The sequence below is a fragment of the Stutzerimonas stutzeri genome (assembly GCF_024448985.1).
GTDB lineage: Bacteria > Pseudomonadota > Gammaproteobacteria > Pseudomonadales > Pseudomonadaceae > Stutzerimonas > Stutzerimonas stutzeri_AP.
Window position 1 is genome coordinate 77413 of record NZ_JAMOII010000003.1, and the last position, 16421, is coordinate 93833.

The 16421-nt window shown below is 60.3% G+C and carries 15 protein-coding genes and 5 tRNA genes; 11 read left to right on the top strand and 9 right to left on the bottom strand.

From position 1 onward, the window contains the following. The first annotated feature begins 1 nt into the window (after window position 1). The 3 genes from NA647_RS05885 (at window position 2) to NA647_RS05895 (ending at window position 3269) form a co-directional block, all read left to right on the top strand. Window positions 2–193, top strand: coding sequence for an SEC-C metal-binding domain-containing protein (locus NA647_RS05885; RefSeq protein ID WP_256050171.1), 192 nt, complete (start codon window positions 2–4; stop codon window positions 191–193). Between the two features lie 7 nt (window positions 194–200). Then, entirely contained in the window at window positions 201–665 is a 465-nt protein-coding gene (locus tag NA647_RS05890; RefSeq protein WP_256056844.1) for a DUF2489 domain-containing protein, read from the top strand. Between the two features lie 66 nt (window positions 666–731). Further along, window positions 732–3269, top strand: coding sequence for a penicillin acylase family protein (locus NA647_RS05895; RefSeq protein ID WP_256056845.1), 2538 nt, complete (start codon window positions 732–734; stop codon window positions 3267–3269). A gap of 127 nt (window positions 3270–3396) precedes the next feature. Here the strand turns inward: NA647_RS05895 and tsaA are convergent, their stop codons facing one another. The 3 genes from tsaA to NA647_RS05910 all read right to left on the bottom strand — a co-directional run bounded on the left by tsaA (window position 3397) and on the right by NA647_RS05910 (window position 5600). Further along, window positions 3397–4095 (bottom strand): tRNA (N6-threonylcarbamoyladenosine(37)-N6)-methyltransferase TrmO, encoded by a 699-nt coding sequence (tsaA, locus tag NA647_RS05900; RefSeq protein WP_256056846.1) that lies wholly within the window; start codon window positions 4093–4095, stop codon window positions 3397–3399. A gap of 180 nt (window positions 4096–4275) precedes the next feature. After that, window positions 4276–4351: transfer RNA gene (locus NA647_RS05905), tRNA-Asn, on the bottom strand. Window positions 4352–4403: 52 nt separating this feature from the next. Further along, the gene (locus NA647_RS05910; RefSeq protein WP_256056847.1) at window positions 4404–5600 is read right to left on the bottom strand and encodes an amino acid aminotransferase; all 1197 of its coding nucleotides are present in this window, start codon (window positions 5598–5600) and stop codon (window positions 4404–4406) included. A gap of 242 nt (window positions 5601–5842) precedes the next feature. Here NA647_RS05910 and uvrB point away from each other — a divergent pair, with 242 nt between their 5' ends. The 7 genes from uvrB (at window position 5843) to NA647_RS05945 (ending at window position 10896) form a co-directional block, all read left to right on the top strand. After that, window positions 5843–7858: an excinuclease ABC subunit UvrB gene (uvrB, locus tag NA647_RS05915; protein WP_256056848.1), complete on the top strand. Its 2016-nt coding sequence runs from the start codon at window positions 5843–5845 to the stop codon at window positions 7856–7858. Window positions 7859–8082: 224 nt separating this feature from the next. Continuing rightward, entirely contained in the window at window positions 8083–9564 is a 1482-nt protein-coding gene (gene gltX / locus NA647_RS05920; RefSeq protein ID WP_256056849.1) for a glutamate--tRNA ligase, read from the top strand. Window positions 9565–9769: 205 nt separating this feature from the next. Further along, window positions 9770–9845: transfer RNA gene (locus NA647_RS05925), tRNA-Ala, on the top strand. Window positions 9846–9902: 57 nt separating this feature from the next. Continuing rightward, window positions 9903–9978, top strand: a tRNA-Glu gene (locus NA647_RS05930). A gap of 49 nt (window positions 9979–10027) precedes the next feature. After that, window positions 10028–10103: transfer RNA gene (locus tag NA647_RS05935), tRNA-Ala, on the top strand. 42 nt (window positions 10104–10145) lie between these two features. Next, window positions 10146–10221: transfer RNA gene (locus tag NA647_RS05940), tRNA-Glu, on the top strand. Window positions 10222–10446: 225 nt separating this feature from the next. Next, the gene (locus tag NA647_RS05945) at window positions 10447–10896 is read left to right on the top strand and encodes an acyl-CoA thioesterase (protein WP_256056850.1); all 450 of its coding nucleotides are present in this window, start codon (window positions 10447–10449) and stop codon (window positions 10894–10896) included. An 11-nt stretch (window positions 10897–10907) separates the two neighbouring features. Here the strand turns inward: NA647_RS05945 and NA647_RS05950 are convergent, their stop codons facing one another. Continuing rightward, a complete protein-coding gene (locus tag NA647_RS05950) occupies window positions 10908–11183 on the bottom strand; it encodes a hypothetical protein (protein ID WP_256056851.1) in 276 nt (91 codons plus the stop codon). A 198-nt stretch (window positions 11184–11381) separates the two neighbouring features. On the opposite strand from NA647_RS05950, the gene dinB reads away from it, so the two are divergent. After that, window positions 11382–12443: a DNA polymerase IV gene (gene dinB / locus NA647_RS05955; RefSeq protein WP_256056852.1), complete on the top strand. Its 1062-nt coding sequence runs from the start codon at window positions 11382–11384 to the stop codon at window positions 12441–12443. A gap of 541 nt (window positions 12444–12984) precedes the next feature. Here dinB and NA647_RS05960 read toward each other — a convergent pair. The 5 genes from NA647_RS05960 to NA647_RS05980 form a co-directional block, all read right to left on the bottom strand. Then, complete coding sequence (locus NA647_RS05960; protein ID WP_256056853.1) at window positions 12985–13386, bottom strand: META domain-containing protein; 402 nt, start codon at window positions 13384–13386, stop codon at window positions 12985–12987. Further along, window positions 13383–13820: a hypothetical protein gene (locus NA647_RS05965; RefSeq protein ID WP_256056854.1), complete on the bottom strand. Its 438-nt coding sequence runs from the start codon at window positions 13818–13820 to the stop codon at window positions 13383–13385. Before NA647_RS05965 ends, NA647_RS05960 begins: the two co-directional genes overlap by 4 nt. Before the next feature lie 573 nt (window positions 13821–14393). Further along, window positions 14394–15188 carry a dienelactone hydrolase family protein gene (locus NA647_RS05970; protein WP_256056855.1) on the bottom strand — a complete coding sequence of 265 codons (795 nt, stop codon included), beginning with the start codon at window positions 15186–15188 and terminating at the stop codon, window positions 14394–14396. Between the two features lie 139 nt (window positions 15189–15327). Next, a complete protein-coding gene (locus NA647_RS05975) occupies window positions 15328–15924 on the bottom strand; it encodes a cytochrome c3 family protein (RefSeq protein ID WP_131648361.1) in 597 nt (198 codons plus the stop codon). Between the two features lie 10 nt (window positions 15925–15934). Then, on the bottom strand, window positions 15935–16417 hold the full coding sequence (locus NA647_RS05980; protein WP_256056856.1) for a nitrate reductase cytochrome c-type subunit: 483 nt from the start codon (window positions 16415–16417) through the stop codon (window positions 15935–15937). Window positions 16418–16421 lie beyond the last annotated feature (4 nt).

A 16421-nucleotide genomic window follows, 5' to 3' on the forward strand; every position in this document is an offset into this window, starting at 1 on the left:
CATGAACCACGAAACCCATGTGCACGGTCCCGATTGCAATCACGATCACGAGCATGACCATGCACCTCATGTTCACGGCCCGCACTGCAACCATAGTCATGATCCGGTACGCAATCCGTTGAAGGATGTCGGCCGCAACGATCCTTGCCCCTGCGGCAGCCAGAAAAAGTTCAAGAAGTGCCACGGAGCCTGACCCGCTGATGACGCCCCTCGTCATTGCGCTGCTCGTTTCCGGCTTGCTGCTGGTTGTGGCGCTGGCCGGATACGCCTTGCATTTGTGGCGCAGAGTCTGGCGCAGAGAGCAACAACTCGCGGACCAGCATGCGCAGCAGCATGCAGCGCTTGCGGCCGATCTGCGCGTGCTCGCCGGCAGCCTGCTCGACGAGCAGGTTCCGCTGATCGAAGGCGCGATTCGGATCAAGGTTCTGCTGGACAATTACGATTCGAACCTTAGCCAGGATCCGCGCTGCCAGGTCTTTCAGACGCTCTTCGAGGCAACCGAACAGGTGCCCACGCACACCGCCTGGAAAGCCCTGGACAAAACCGAGCGCCGTCGTCACGAAGCCAACTTCAGTGCGCTCGAACTGCAGCACAAGGCGGCAGCTCGCCGGTCCGCTCGCTGGTTGCTCGACGACGTCTTGCCGAAAGCTCGCGAAGCCGCCTGAGTGCGGCATAACGCATCGCATCCTCTATCCTGTCTAATCCTCATGCCCTGCCTGCAAGGAGCCATCATGTCTCTGCGTCTGCCGTTCGTTTTGGTTCGCCTGACTCTGGGCGCTGCATTGATTACTGGCGGCCTCAGCGGTTGCCAGGCCTACCTGGACAGTCGCTACAGTGACAGCCTGCCGCCAGCGCAGGGCGTCCAGGCAATTACCGGTCTGGACAAGAGCGTAAGCATTCGACGCAACACGCTGGGAATGCCGTTGATCGAGACGGCGACGTTCCACGATGCGTTGTTCGGCCTGGGTTATGTACATGCCACCGATCGCTTGAGCCAGATGGTCAGCTTGCGTCTCATCGCTGAAGGGCGGCTTGCAGAGATGGCTGGGCCTGGTGTGCTGGATATCGATCGCTTCATGCGCGCCGTCGATCTCCGGAAAAGCGCTGCCGTGCTCTATCGCGATGCATCGCCGCGCATGAAGCGTTTCTTCGAAGTCTATGCCCGAGGCGTCAATGCATATCTGTTCCGCCATCGCGACAAGCTGCCGATGGATCTGGCTGCCGCCGGGTATGTTCCGGAGTACTGGAAGGCCGAAGATTCGGTGCTGGTGTTCTGCCTGCTGAATTTCGGCCTGGCGGTGAATCTGCAGGAAGAAATCGCGTCGCTGGTCATGGCGCAGAAAGTCGGTGCCGACAAGCTCGCCTGGCTGATGCCCGTCTATCCTGACGAGCCGCTGCCATTCGAAGAGGCTCAGAAGCTCAAGGGGCTCAAGTTGAGTGGAGATATACCGGGACTTGCTGCGCTCGATAATGCCGCTTCTCAGGTTGCCTCACTGAACATGCTGGGTGTCGCTGCTTCGAACAATTGGGCTGTATCCGGCAGCAACACCCGCAGCGGCAAACCGCTGATGGCCAATGACACACACCTGCCGTTGTCGTTGCCCTCTTACTGGAATTTCGTGCAGATCCGTTCGCCTAAATTCCAGGCCGCCGGGGTGACGATCGCAGGCGTACCCGCCGTGGTCGCGGGCTTCAACGGCAAGCTCGGTTGGGGCATGACGATGGTCATGGGAGATAACCAAGATCTGTTTCTGGAGCAGGTACGCCGTGAGGGAGGCCGCCTGCTTTATCTCGCCGATGGTAAATGGGTGCCTGCTCGAGAGCGCCACGAGACTTTTTTCGTCAAAGGTGGACGGCCGCAGCGCGAGACGGTTTACGAGACCCGTAACGGCCCATTGCTGAACAGCGTACTGGGCGAGCGCAAGCATCCGTTGCAACCTTTGCAGCTGAGTAGCGGTTACGGGCTTGCGCTGAAAACCACGCCGTTCGAAGGCGATCGGTCGCTGGATGCGTTTTTCGACCTGACTCGTGCGCAATCGGTGGATCAAGCGTTCGAGGCGGCTCGTGAAATCCGTGCCGCGGCACTCAATATCGTTTTTGCCGATGAGCAGAGCACCGGCTGGCAAGTGACTGGACGCTATCCCAATCGTCGCGAAGGGCTGGGTCTGATGCCGTCACCAGGCTGGGAGGGCCGCTACGACTGGGATGGCTTCGCTGATCCTATGCTGCACCCCTATGATCAGGACCCGTCGCAAGGCTGGCTGGCGACTGCCAATCAGCGCACCGTCGCTAAAGGCTACGGCATGCAGTTGTCCAGCTCCTGGTTTTACCCGGAACGTGGCGAGCGCATTGCCGAGCTGCTTGCTCAGGGCAAACAGGACAGCCGCAGTGCAATCGCCATGCAATACGACCAGACCACGCCCTTTGTCGCCAAGCTGCAAACGATGCTGAAGGCGCCGGGAATGGCCGAGTCGCTGAAAACCGCCATCGATACGCTCGCCGCAGCTGAGGGGGACAGGGCGCGCGAGGCGCTTTCAAGCCTTCTGAGGTTCGATGGCAAGCTCGCACCAGACTCCGCCGACGCTGCATTGTATGCCGCCTTCCTGATGGAGTCGGCGCGACAGACCTTCCTCGACGAACTGGGGCCGGACACCAGTGCCGCATGGAAGGGATTGGTGGATATCGCCAACACATCCTACTCGGCGCAGGCGGACCACCTGCTCGGTCGCGACGACAGCCCTTTCTGGGATGACCTGAGCACGCCGCAGAAAGAGGACAAGCCCACCATCCTGGCGCGCTCCTTGGCAGCGGCAACCAAGCGCATGGAAGCCGTGCAGGGGGCGGATCGCGGTGCCTGGCGCTGGGGTGGCTTGCATAGCTACACCTGGCAAACCGGGACCACACAGCTGGCGCCGTACATGTCGGCCAGTCAGCGTGCTGGGATCAACGCCATCGCCAACTATCTCGACCGCGGCCCGTTCGCGGCGGGGGGCGATCACAGCACCCTGAACGTATCGGCTTATCGCTGGGGCGACAACTTCGATACCTGGCTGATTCCGGCCATGCGCATCATCGTCGATTTCGGACGCGACGAACCGATGATTGGGCTTAACAGCTCCGGTCAGTCAGGTAATCCGGCCAGCGCGCACTATGCAGACGGCATCGAGGCCTGGCTGAAAGGCGGGTACATGAGCTTCCCCTTCAAGTCCGAGAATCTGGATAAGGTCTACGGCACCCAACGGCTATTGCTCACCCCGGCGCGCCAGTAGCGTCGGGCAAACCGAGGGGATATTCCCGTTTTGCTGTGCTTTCGAGGGAGCCGTAGGGCCGAACTTGTTCGGCCTTCGCGAACCTGCGGCCGAACGAATTCGGCCCTACGGAGAGCGGGAAAAGGCCCTAGCGCGGTATCCGTGTCACTTCCAATACGGTGATGGATTCCGGATCAGGGTAGTGCCAGCGCACATCGACATCCCACAGGCGCGTGCCGTAACGACGCGTCGGTAATGGCGTCTGATAAGCCGGTCGCGGGTCCTGCGCCAGGCATTGTTCGATCAATTCCTGCAGCGGCTCGCCCAACCGTAGGGCTTCGCTACGGGCCTGTTGCAGACTCGCCTCGGTCCAGCGCACGGTTATCGGCTCCGGCGCATCGGCAGCCAAGCCGTTGTGAGCATTGGTGATTGCATCGGCATACGGCACGTAAGGTTTGATATCCAGCACTGGCGTGCCGTCCAGCAGATCGATTCCCGACAGCTGAAGACGGCCAGGTGCGATCCCGTCCAGCCTGACCACTGATTGTCCAATCCCATTCGGGCGGTGCGTCGCGCGGGTCGAGAAGACGCCCACCATTCGATTCCCACCCAGTCGCGGCGGGCGTACCCGTAGACGTGGCTCGGCTTCCAGCGCTTGATGGAAAAGGAATAGCAGCCAGACGTGACTGACCTGTTCGAGGCCCTCGAGCGCATGGGCCTGGTCGAATGGCGGCAACAATTCGAGAACGCCGCGTGCGGCAGGCGCCAGTTGCGGTTGCCGCGGAATGGCGAATTTTTCCTTGAAGCAGGAGCGGACGAAACCAATGGGTGATACGGAATAGGACATACGCGTGCTGTATGCGATGAGGGAGGTCGCCATCTTACCTGCTATAGCAGGGCGGGACGCTCCAGAGCGCGTTGTTACGCGGCCCCGAAGGGGTGAGGCTTGCCGAATAACCTGGGATGTAGTCCCTGGTGAGAGTCAGCAGACAATAAAAAACCCAGCGCTTAGGCTGGGTTTTAAATGTGGCTCCGCGACCTGGACTCGAACCAGGGACCCAATGATTAACAGTCATTTGCTCTACCGACTGAGCTATCGCGGAACTGCGGTGCGTATCCTACTGTTTATGAAGGGGAAGTCAACCCTGTGTCGGCTCAGATCACCTGCACGATGGCGTCGGTGACGTGGTCCAGATTGTTGTGGTTCAGCGCGGCCGCGCAGATGCGTCCGGTGCCGATGGCGTAGACGCCGAACTCGACGCGCAGGCGCTCGACCTGAGCGGCAGTCAGCCCGGAGTAGGAGAACATGCCGCGTTGCTTGGCGACGAAGCTGAAGTCCTGTTTGGCGCCTTTCTCGGCCAACTGGCGGACCATGGTCAGGCGCATTTCGCGAATGCGGATGCGCATCTCGCCTAGCTCGGCTTCCCACATGGCACGCAGTTCCGCGTTGTTGAGCACGGCGGAAACCACGGTGGCGCCGTGAGTCGGCGGGTTGGAGTAGTTGGTGCGAATCACGCGCTTGATTTGTGACAGCACGCGGGCCGACTCTTCGCGGCTCTGGGTGACCATCGACAGTGCGCCGACGCGCTCGCCATACAGCGAGAAGGACTTGGAGAACGAGCTGGACACGAAAAAAGTCATGCCGGATTCGGCGAACAGGCGCACGGCGGCGGCGTCTTCTTCGATGCCGTCACCGAAGCCCTGGTAGGCGATGTCGATGAAGGGCACGTGATCCTTGGTACGCAGCACTTCCAGTACCTGCTTCCAGTCTTCGGGCAGCAGGTCGACGCCGGTGGGGTTGTGGCAGCAGGCGTGCAGCACGACGATGGAGCGGGGCGGAAGATTCTTCAGGTCCTCGAGCATGGCTGCGCGGTCGACGCCATGAGTGGCGGCATCGTAATAAGCGTAGTTCTGTACGGCGAAACCGGCAGATTCGAACAGGGCGCGATGATTTTCCCAGCTGGGGTTGCTGATGGCGACCACAGCGTCTGGCAGGATGCGCTTGAGGAAGTCGGCGCCGATCTTCAGTGCGCCGGTGCCGCCCAGGGCTTGGCTGGTCACTACACGGCCGTCGGCCACCAGCGCCGAATCCGCGCCGAACAGCAGTCCCTGAACCGCCATGTCATAGCTGGCGATCCCTTCGATAGGCAGGTAACCGCGCGGTGCGTTCAGCTCCAGGCGTGCCATTTCTGCAGCGGCAACTGCGCGCAACAGAGGAATGCGGCCTTCTTCGTTGTAATAGACGCCAACTCCCAGGTTGACCTTGTTCAGCCGCGTGTCGGCGTTGAAGGCTTCATTGAGGCCGAGAATCGGATCGCGCGGCGCCATTTCGACAGCAGAGAACAAACTCATGGTGGGGAGGCTCGAAGAGAAGAAGGTGAGTGATACAGCACACCCTCGCTTCGCGCTGAGGGTGGTGCGCAAACGGGGCCAGAGTATAGCCGCACCGGTCCTCGGTCGCGAGATGCCGGTGCGGTTTTTCTGACAGAATTGGCCGCCCTTCGACAGCGCAGGGTTTCGCCAGGCATCGCTACCGCCAGCGCGTGAACTGTCACAATCGGCGCTTCAGCCGGTCCGCAACTCCAGAGGTCGTTATGTCGCAATTTGAACTGGTCACCCGTTTCAAACCCGCCGGTGATCAGCCCGAAGCCATTCGGCAGATGATCGAGGGCATCGAGGCCGGGTTGTCGCATCAGACGCTGCTGGGCGTGACGGGCTCGGGCAAGACGTTCAGCATCGCCAACGTGATCGCTCATGTGCAGCGTCCGACCCTGGTGCTGGCGCCGAACAAGACGCTGGCGGCGCAGCTCTATGGCGAGTTCAAGGCGTTCTTCCCACGCAACGCGGTGGAGTATTTCGTTTCCTACTACGACTACTACCAGCCTGAGGCCTATGTGCCGTCGTCGGATACCTTCATCGAGAAGGATGCCTCGATCAACGACCATATCGAGCAGATGCGCCTGTCGGCGACCAAGGCGCTGCTGGAGCGCAAGGATGCGATCATCGTCACCACGGTTTCCTGCATCTACGGCCTGGGCGATCCGCAGTCGTATCTGAAGATGGTGCTGCACGTGGACCGCGGCGACCGGCTCGATCAGCGTGAGTTGTTGCGTCGTCTGACCGGTCTGCAATATACCCGCAACGACATGGATTTCGCCCGTGCGACCTTCCGCGTGCGCGGTGACGTAATCGATATCTTCCCAGCCGAATCCGACTTGGAAGCGGTGCGCATCGAGCTGTTCGACGACGAAGTGGAAAGCCTGTCGGCCTTCGATCCGCTGACCGGCGAAGTCATCCGCAAGCTGCCGCGCTTCACCTTCTACCCCAAGAGCCACTATGTGACGCCGCGCGAAACCTTGCTGGAAGCGGTGGAAAAGATAAAGGTCGAACTCAAGGACCGGCTGGACTACCTGCGCAGTCAGAACAAGCTGGTGGAGGCACAGCGCCTGGAGCAGCGCACCCGCTTCGATTTGGAAATGATCATGGAGCTGGGTTACTGCAATGGCATCGAGAACTACTCACGCTACCTCTCGGGGCGCGACAGCGGCGAGGCGCCGCCAACGCTGTACGACTATTTGCCGGCCGATGCGCTGCTAGTAATCGACGAATCTCACGTCAGCGTGCCGCAGGTCGGCGCCATGTACAAAGGCGACCGCTCGCGCAAGGAAACCCTGGTGGAGTACGGCTTCCGCCTGCCGTCGGCACTAGACAACCGGCCCATGCGCTTCGACGAGTGGGAGGCGATCAGCCCGCAGACTATCTTCGTTTCGGCCACGCCGGGGCCTTACGAAGCTGAGCACGCCGGGCGCGTGGTCGAGCAGGTGGTGAGGCCTACGGGACTGGTCGATCCGCAAATCGAAATACGACCGGCGCTGACTCAGGTCGATGATCTGCTATCGGAGATCACCAAGTGCGTTGCCAAGGAAGAGCGCGTGCTAGTTACCACGCTTACCAAGCGCATGGCCGAGGACCTGACCGACTATCTAGGCGACCACGGCGTGCGGGTGCGCTATCTGCACTCGGATATCGACACCGTGGAGCGAGTCGAGATCATTCGCGATCTGCGCTTGGGCGTGTTCGACGTGCTGGTAGGCATCAACCTGCTGCGTGAGGGGCTGGACATGCCCGAGGTCTCGCTGGTGGCGATTCTTGATGCGGACAAGGAGGGCTTTCTGCGTTCCGAGCGTTCACTGATCCAGACCATCGGCCGTGCGGCGCGCAACCTCAACGGCCGGGCGATTCTCTACGCCGACAACGTGACCGGCTCGATGCAGCGCGCCATCGACGAAACTGAGCGCCGGCGCAACAAGCAGATCGCCTTCAACGAGGCTCACGGCATCGTGCCCAAGGGGGTGTTCAAAGATGTGCAGGACATCCTCGAAGGGGCCACCGTGCCGGGCTCGCGCAGCAAGAAGCGCCGCGGCGAGGCTAAGGCGGCAGAGGAGGCGGCGCGTTACGAAAACGAGCTGCGTTCGCCTAGCGAGATCACCAAGCGCATCCGACAGCTGGAAGAAAAGATGCTTGCCTATGCACGCGACTTGGAGTTCGAGGCCGCCGCGCAGACGCGCGACGAAATACACAAGCTGCGTGAGCGGTTGCTGCAGGTGTAGGACGAGAGCTTGGAAGTTGCAACGGTCGAAACGCGCGGCCAAGTAGTTGCATTAGCCGACGGCGTAATCCGACGGTCACGGATCAAGCTTCATGTGTGCAGGCGGATGTGTCCAATTCGCGGTAAACGATGGAAGCGCCTTCGGCGATTCCATCCGAACTGGAGCGTCTTACGGCGTGCCTGTTACCATTCGTCCCTTCGATTTACGTTCGTTCGAGATCTTTCATGACCACCGTTCGCACCCGCATCGCGCCATCTCCCACTGGCGACCCGCACGTCGGCACTGCCTATATCGCGCTGTTCAACCTCTGTTTCGCCCGCCAGCACGGTGGTCAGTTCATCCTGCGCATCGAGGATACCGACCAGCTGCGCTCGACCCGCGAATCCGAACAGCAGATTTACGACGCACTACGTTGGCTGGGTATTGAGTGGGACGAAGGCCCTGACGTTGGTGGCCCGCATGGCCCGTACCGGCAGAGCGAGCGCGGCGAGATCTACAAGAAATACTCGGACGAACTGGTCGCCAAGGGCCATGCCTTCCCGTGCTTCTGCAGCGCCGAACGCCTGGATCAGGTGCGTGCAGAGCAGATGGCCAACAAGGAAACCCCGCGCTACGACGGCCATTGCATGCACATCGCCCCGCAAGAGGCGCAGCAGCGCGTCGCCGCTGGCGAGTCTCACGTGATCCGCATGAAGGTGCCCAGCGAAGGCGTTTGCCAGGTGCAGGACATGCTGCGCGGCACCGTCGAGATCGGTTGGGACCGCATGGACATGCAGGTGCTAATGAAGGCCGATGGTCTGCCGACCTACTTTCTCGCCAACGTCGTCGATGATCATCTGATGGGCATCACCCACGTGCTACGCGGCGAGGAATGGCTTCCGTCGGCACCCAAGCTGATCAAACTCTACGAATACTTCGGCTGGGAACAGCCGCAGCTGTGCTATATGCCGCTGCTGCGCAATCCCGACAAGAGCAAGCTGTCCAAGCGCAAGAACCCTACCTCGGTGACCTTCTACGAGCGCATGGGCTTCCTGCCCGAGGCGATGCTCAACTACCTGGGCCGCATGGGCTGGTCGATGCCCGATGAGCGCGAGAAATTCACCCTGGCGGAAATGATCGAGCACTTCGACATCAACCGCGTGTCTCTGGGCGGGCCGATCTTCGATGTGGAGAAACTGTCCTGGCTCAACGGTCAGTGGATACGCGAGTTGAGCGTAGAGGCCTTCGCCAGCCAGGTGCAGCAATGGGCGCTGAACCCCGAGTACCTAATGAAGATCGCACCGCACGTGCAGGGCAGGGTGGAGACCTTCAGCCAGATCGCGCCGCTGGCCGGTTTCTTCTTCTCTGGTGCGCTGAACCTTGATCCGTCGCTATTCGCTCACAAGAAGCTGGACGAAACCCGGGTGCGCCAAGTGTTGCAACTGACGCTCTGGAAGCTCGAAGCGCTGCGCCAGTGGGACAAGGAGCGCATCACCGAGGTCATCCAGGCGGTCGCTGCGCACCTGGAACTGAAGCTGCGCGACGTGATGCCGCTGATGTTCGCCTCGATCACCGGCCAAGCCAGTTCGGTCTCGGTGCTCGACGCCATGGAAATCCTCGGGCCTGACCTGACGCGCTTCCGCCTGCGCCAAGCGCTGGAGTTGCTTGGCGGGGCGTCGAAGAAAGAAGTGAAGGAGTGGGAGAAGCTGTTGGCGGCGATTGATTGAGCGGTTTTAACGCTTCGTGAACTAGCCGGCACCTGCGGTAGGCAGCACAGCTTTCTGTGGGAGCGAGCTTGCTCGCAAAAAATTTGAGACGCGCCATCCGTCGGCGGTAAGTAATTGTTCTCATGTCGAATTTCTTCGTCGAACAGTTAAAAATTTCGTTGACACTGTGCAGGGTCGCCCCTAATATGCGCCCCGTCCTCGAGATGGGGCTATAGCTCAGCTGGGAGAGCGCTTGCATGGCATGCAAGAGGTCGACGGTTCGATCCCGTCTAGCTCCACCAATCTCGGACAATGATTGCCACCGACACGCCAAACAGCGGGTCGCGTCAGAAGGTTTTGTCCCCTTCGTCTAGTGGCCTAGGACACCGCCCTTTCACGGCGGTAACAGGGGTTCGAGTCCCCTAGGGGACGCCATATACCAGCAGCGCTGCGCAAGCATCGCAAGTCGGGAGACGTTAAATCTGGGGCTATAGCTCAGCTGGGAGAGCGCTTGCATGGCATGCAAGAGGTCGACGGTTCGATCCCGTCTAGCTCCACCATTTCCACGCGTTTCGGCATTCGCCGGATCGTTCGAAGGTTTCGTCCCCTTCGTCTAGTGGCCTAGGACACCGCCCTTTCACGGCGGTAACAGGGGTTCGAGTCCCCTAGGGGACGCCATTTTTATTGCCCGTTTTGGGCGCCAAAGGGTCATTTCTCACGAAGTGGCCCTTTTTGTTTTGGGCGCATTGAAAGTGGGCACGCGGTCCCCTTCATCAAGATGAAACGGCTCGCTGTGCTGAATGGTCCGTCATAGACGTTCTGCACAGGCGTGACATCCATCAGCGTCTAGCTTCCAATAGCAGCATTAGCGTCTGACGGCGCACAGCACAGCGAGGAGGATGCATGATCTGGGATCAAGCCGACGCGTTCATAATCGACATCGCAGTCGAGACCGACCATATCGACGAATTGGGCCATGCTAATAATGCCGTGTACGTTTCCTGGTTGGAGCAGAGCGCCTGGCAGCATTCTCAGAGTCTGGGCTTGGGGGTAGAAGATTACCGTCGGCTGGATCGTGCAATGGCGGTGCTCAGGCATGAGATCGATTATCTGGCAGCGGCTTATCTGGGTGATCGCCTGCAGTTGGCAACCTGGATCGTCGATTCCGATCAGCGTTTGAAGATGAAGCGTAACTTCCAATTGGTCAGGCCGACGGACGGCACGACCCTGTTGCGGGCCCAGACAACCTTCGTCTGCATTCAGATGTCGAGTGGCAAGCCCAAGCGGATGCCTACGGAGTTCGTGGAGGGGTACGGCCAGGCTCTGGTTCAGCCTTATCCCCTCGAACTCTAACGAGCCTCGAATCAACGCTGTTCCGGTTTGCTCACATCGGCGTCACGGCGCTCTTCGGCGTCTTCGCGCCAATCGTCTTGCACCTCTTTCTTCATTTTTTCATCCAGAGTCGTACCGTCTTCATTGACATTGGCGGTGTTGGCGCGCTGATGGTTTTCGCTCATGGCGCTACCGTGGGTGTCACCGGCGGCACCGTGCGTGCTGTCATGCATATCGTCCTGGTTGGCCATCGCGCTAGTAGCGATAAAGCTGGCAAAGATGGCAGCGGTAAGATGCGTGGTTTTCATAGAAGTCTCCAGTAGTGGATTGGGCCTACTCCCTAATTCCGACTCGATGCACGGAGGATTGTTCGCTCGCATCGATTGAGCGCTCTGGTCGCGGGATGATGGATAATGGCGCCGCTCAGTCTGGCCTCGTCGCGGGTTCGATGGGTATCGATCACGTTTTTATGTGGGCCGATTCAGTCCAAAGTCAAGGCAGGCCAGTTGGTTAATAAGCTGCGCAAAATCATCCACGTCGATTGCGATTGTTTCTACGCGGCGATCGAGATGCGTGACGATCCCAGTCTTGCGAACCGGCCCATCGCTGTAGGAGGGCTGGCCGACCGGCGTGGCGTCATTGCCACCTGCAACTACGAAGCACGCGCCTACGGTGTGCGCTCTGCGATGGCGTCCGGGCACGCGCTGAAGCTCTGTCCGGACTTGCTGATCCTTCGGCCCCGCATGGACGCCTATAAGGAAGCCTCGCGTGAGATCCACGAGATCTTTCGTACCTATACAGATCTTATCGAGCCCCTATCGCTCGACGAGGCCTTTCTGGACGTCAGCGACTGCGAACACTTCTCCGGCAGTGCCACCCGTATTGCTCAGGATATTCGCCGCCGGGTATGGCAGCAGCTGCGCATCACGGTGTCGGCGGGTGTTGCGCCGAACAAGTTCCTCGCCAAGATCGCCAGCGACTGGAAAAAGCCTGACGGATTGTTCGTGATCACCCCGGATCAGGTGGAAGACTTTGTACTGGCGCTGCCGGTCGCCAAGTTGCATGGCGTCGGTCGCGTGACGGCCGAAAAACTCAAGCGACTGGGCATCTACACCTGCGCGGATCTACGCACCTGGAGACGTCTGGATCTGGTCCGGGATTTCGGTTCGTTCGGCGAACGACTCTGGGGACTGGCGCATGGGGTCGACGAGCGCCTGGTGAAAGTTGAAAGACGGCGCCAATCGGTCAGCGTGGAAAATACCTACGAGCGCGACTTGCCGGACCTCGCAGCCTGCCTGGAACGATTGCCCGAACTGCTTGAGGAACTCGCCGGCCGGATGGCGCGGCTCGACAGTGGATACCGGCCGGGCAAACCCTTCGTCAAACTCAAATTTCACGACTTTACCCAGACGACCTTCGAGCAGGCAGGCGCCGGTCTCGAGCTGGAGGATTACGCTGATCTCGTCGCTGGCGCCTATGCCCGAGGCAAGCGGCCAGTGCGGCTGATGGGTGTAGGGGTCCGTTTGATCGATTTGCGCAACGACTTCATGCAGCTGAGTCTGTTCTAGCCTTTGCCGTCGCTGGTCGGCTCCGTCACAGCGATACTTTCTGCAATTAAAGCTCATGGTTCGGTGCGCCGGAGCTGTCTTCCTGTCTGGCTGCAGCACCGCTGAAGCGGTGTTTCGAGCTGCAGTCGGCGAGTGGCGCCGCGACCTTTGATATCCCCCGGGCTCGGCCCTTGAGCTTCCGTTGCGAAAGCTATCGCTGAGAACCAAAGGGCCATTCATTGAATGGCCCTTCGTCTGGGTTGTAAAAGAGGGGATTCCCCGGCCTGCCTGTACCAAGGTCCCCAAAATTGGCTGAATGAACCTATGCATTGCATATGCCAGTTTCGGGTTCGGTTGCGGTCTGTTGCTGATGGCAACGTAGGGCGGGCCTATCGTGACTGTCTTTGAAGCGTTCAGGCCTGTAGGGCCGAATTTATTCGGCCGCGGATTTGCCCAGGCCGAACAAGTTCGGCCCTACGAGCCTTACTTCGCGAAGGGGGAGAATGTCGGTTTGCGTGCAAATAGGGTGCAGCTGTGCGCAGTTTGCCCACTTGTGGCGCAGTCAGTTCTGTTCCGGCCAGACGCGGAGCGGGGCGCCTTCAGCTGGCCAGAAGCGCAGCTGATCGATTTTGGATACGTCCCAGCGCTCAACACGGGAAAGCAAATCCAGGAATTGCTGTTCCTGCTTCATGATGTGCTCGGCGCACATCTTGCGCGTGCTGCCTACTTCGCTGAAGCGGATCTGCTGATCGTCGAGCTGGTAGTTGGCGAACCAGTGATTGCAGCCGGCGTTGCCGTAGGCGCGGTCTTCGCTGAAGGTCAGCGAGACCGGGTTGCGGCCTACCACGGGGTCGTCGCCGATCCATTCGGCGATGTAGGTGACGTCATGCTGCAGCGTGAGCGGGTCAACTGAGCAACCGCTGACAGACAACATGGCAAGGCCGGCCATGATGAGCTTGTTCATTGCTTGGACTCCCGGCATGCGGGGCACAGGTGTCGACCGCCGTCGTTCTTCCAGCCCAATTCGCTGATCCGTGCTTCCGCCTCCGGGGCGCGAGCGGATTCGCCTTTGGCTGCGTCTACGGCGAATTCGAAATCCAGCTGTTTACCGCAAGCGTCGCAGTCGACCTGCCAGTTGACGATCGCCAGTTCACGAAACACCGGGCCGCTCGCCACGGCCATCCACTGGCCCGGCGGGTTGATCAGGTGTCGAACCTTGTCGACCGTCAGGCGCTGGGAGAGCTCCCGACTACCTTTGAGCGTGACGATGAGCACGTCACCCGTGCGGATGTTGCCGCCGTTACCCGTGACCTGATAGCGGCCCGGTGCCAGGGCGCGGCATTCGGTCAGGGTGTGTGCAGGGTTGAGCAGGTTGTAGCGGAAATCGTGTTCGGCCATGACTCGCGATCGACTGGAATGAGGGGGCTTTTGCGGCGGGCCGTAATGCTAGCACGGCAGATGGGCAGAGGCTGCGCTGGGACGAGGCAAAGTGATCGAGCAATCGGGTTTTCCGATGCGTTGTTGGACAATCGGTTTAGGGTGCGGCGAGCGAGGGCTCCGGCGGCGAGGTTCGCCAGCCCCTCACCCCAGCCCTCTCCCCGGAGGGGAGAGGGGGCAGACCGAGTGATTGTTGTGAGTGTTTGTTTTTTTGAGGACGCGGAGCCAGAGGTTACGCGGCCTGGGGCGGTTTTTCGGCGACGAGGTTCGCCCGCCCCTCACCCCAGCCCTCTCCCCGGAGGGGAGAGGGGGCGGACCGAATGGTTGTTGTGGGTGTTTGTCTTTTTGAGGAAGCGAAGCCAGGTGTTACATAGCTTGGGAGCGATTTTTCCGGTGCCGAGGTTCGCCAGCTCCTCACCCCAGCTCTCCGCAGACCGATTGGCTGCTAGGGCTGTTGTCGGCTGCGGCCACTTTGTTACGTCATGAAGAATCCAGACCATGAGCACCGATGCCCAACCAGATTCAGTCAGATAGTTAGGGACGGGTATCGGCAAACGTCTCGTCGAGAAAACGCTGCATGTCCTTCCACGAGCGCTCATCGGCGGCCTTGTTGTACGCCACGTCGACACCCTTTTCCTGAAACTTGTCGGCACCTGGATTGGTGAAGCCGTGTTTGGCGCCGGGCAGGTTGACGAAGCGGTAGTCGGCACCGGCTTTGACCATTTCGGCATTCAGCGCTGCCACGTCATCGGCGCTGACCATGCTGTCTTCGCTGCCGTGTTCGACCAGTACGCGCGCTTTGACGCTGCCAGGGACGGCACGGGTTTGTGTGGCCAGTGCGCCGTGGAAGCTGACGACGCCTGCGAGCGGCGCTCCCTGGCGCGCCATATCCAGCACTACCTTGCCACCAAAGCAGTAGCCGACCGCGGCGAGTTTGGCGGCATCGGTTTGCTGTTGCTGTTTGAGCAGGTCCAGCCCGGCGTTGAAGCGGCCCTTGGCTGCGTCGGCATCGGCCAAGGCGGCCTGCATGAAACTCATGGCGTCCTTGGGATGCTCGGTGTTCTTGCCTTCGCCGTACATGTCGATCGCCAGCGCGCTGTAGCCTAGCTCGGCCAAATCTCGAGCGCGGCTTTTGGCGTAGTCGTTGAGGCCCCACCATTCATGCACCACCACGACCCCTGGGCGCTTGCCTTCGATGGCGTCGTCATAAGCGTAATAGCCGATCATCTCGGTGCCGTCGGCGGCGGTATAGGGAATTTCCTGGGTCTGGATTTCGGCTTGAGCGAAGGCGCTGGCGGCCATCAGCGCGCCGAGCAGGCAATAGCGCATGGGAGGACTCCTTGTTATGGCAACGTCGATTGATAGCCGTCGTTCGACTCGCCTGCAACTCGGTCGTTCAGGTGCGGGGAAGGGCGCAGCTGTGGAGAAACAGAGCCGGCGCGACTTTGGGGTCGCGCCGGATCGGGTTTTACCAGCCCGGCACGCCATGCATGTCTGGCAGCCGGTGGGCGATGCCCTTGTGGCAATCGATACAGGTGGCTTCGCCGTTGGCTAGAGCAGTGGAGTGGAACTGCGATGCGCGGGCTGACTGCCGTGTGAAGTCCATGTAATCGAAGTCGTGGCAGTTACGGCATTCCAGCGAGTCATTTGCTTTCAGGCGACGCCATTCACGTTCGGCCATTTCACGGCGCATGCCGAGGAATTTCTCGCGGGTATTGATGGTGCCGAAGATCTTGCCCCAGACCTCTTTGGAAGCCTGCATCTTGCGTGCGATCTTGTCCGTCCATTCATGCGGCACGTGGCAGTCCGGGCAGGTCGCGCGCACGCCCGAGCGGTTGGTGTAGTGAATGGTGTCCTTGATCTCCATGTACACGTTGTCTTCCATTTCGTGGCAAGAAATGCAGAACGCCTCGGTGTTGGTCACTTCCAACGCGGTATTGAATCCGCCCCAGAAAATGATGCCGGCAATGAACCCGCCAAGCGTCAGCGCGCCCAGGCTGTAATGCACGCTCGGGCGGCGCAGGACTGTCCAATATTTCTTGAGAAACGACAGTATCGACTTCATCCAGGCGTCCTCACTGTTCGTTCTGTTGGTTTTCGCGATAGAGCAACTCGTCGATGTTCTCGAAGTCGTTCTGCACCAGCGGTTTCACATCGTGCTGCACCACATGGCACTGGGTGCAGAAATAGCGACGAGGGGCGACGGTGCCCAACGTTTGGCTGTCGCGATCCGTGAAATGCGTGATGCTGATCATCGGCGCCTGGGTGCGCGCGCTGTTGGCGCGGCTGTGGCATGACAGGCATTTATTGCTGTTGGCGTCGACCTGGTAACCACGAATTGTGTGCGGAATGGTCGGTGGCTGCTCGGGGTAGTTGCGCTCGCGCTTGAGGTCCTTGTTTTCTTCATCCTTGAGCGGCGGTGGGGTGAATTCCTGGGTGATGGTGCCGCCTGGGCGTCGACCGTCCGGTGCGGGGGCGTCCAGTGGGTAGTCCTGCTCGGCGGCAATGGCCAGGCCAAACACCGCGAGGAGCGTCAAAGGCAGTAAGCGAAATTTCATGGCG

Excerpts from the sequence above, each read along its gene's own strand:
- NA647_RS05885 (WP_256050171.1), top strand. The coding sequence starts at position 2 with ATGAACCACGAAACCCATGTGCACGGTCCCGATTGCAATCACGATCAC.
- NA647_RS05890 (WP_256056844.1), top strand. The coding sequence starts at position 201 with ATGACGCCCCTCGTCATTGCGCTGCTCGTTTCCGGCTTGCTGCTGGTT.
- NA647_RS05895 (WP_256056845.1), top strand. The coding sequence starts at position 732 with ATGTCTCTGCGTCTGCCGTTCGTTTTGGTTCGCCTGACTCTGGGCGCT.
- tsaA (WP_256056846.1), bottom strand. The coding sequence starts at position 4,095 with ATGTCCTATTCCGTATCACCCATTGGTTTCGTCCGCTCCTGCTTCAAG.
- NA647_RS05910 (WP_256056847.1), bottom strand. The coding sequence starts at position 5,600 with ATGAGTTTGTTCTCTGCTGTCGAAATGGCGCCGCGCGATCCGATTCTC.
- uvrB (WP_256056848.1), top strand. The coding sequence starts at position 5,843 with ATGTCGCAATTTGAACTGGTCACCCGTTTCAAACCCGCCGGTGATCAG.
- gltX (WP_256056849.1), top strand. The coding sequence starts at position 8,083 with ATGACCACCGTTCGCACCCGCATCGCGCCATCTCCCACTGGCGACCCG.
- NA647_RS05945 (WP_256056850.1), top strand. The coding sequence starts at position 10,447 with ATGATCTGGGATCAAGCCGACGCGTTCATAATCGACATCGCAGTCGAG.
- NA647_RS05950 (WP_256056851.1), bottom strand. The coding sequence starts at position 11,183 with ATGAAAACCACGCATCTTACCGCTGCCATCTTTGCCAGCTTTATCGCT.
- NA647_RS05960 (WP_256056853.1), bottom strand. The coding sequence starts at position 13,386 with ATGAACAAGCTCATCATGGCCGGCCTTGCCATGTTGTCTGTCAGCGGT.
- NA647_RS05965 (WP_256056854.1), bottom strand. The coding sequence starts at position 13,820 with ATGGCCGAACACGATTTCCGCTACAACCTGCTCAACCCTGCACACACC.
- NA647_RS05970 (WP_256056855.1), bottom strand. The coding sequence starts at position 15,188 with ATGCGCTATTGCCTGCTCGGCGCGCTGATGGCCGCCAGCGCCTTCGCT.
- NA647_RS05975 (WP_131648361.1), bottom strand. The coding sequence starts at position 15,924 with ATGAAGTCGATACTGTCGTTTCTCAAGAAATATTGGACAGTCCTGCGC.
- NA647_RS05980 (WP_256056856.1), bottom strand. The coding sequence starts at position 16,417 with ATGAAATTTCGCTTACTGCCTTTGACGCTCCTCGCGGTGTTTGGCCTG.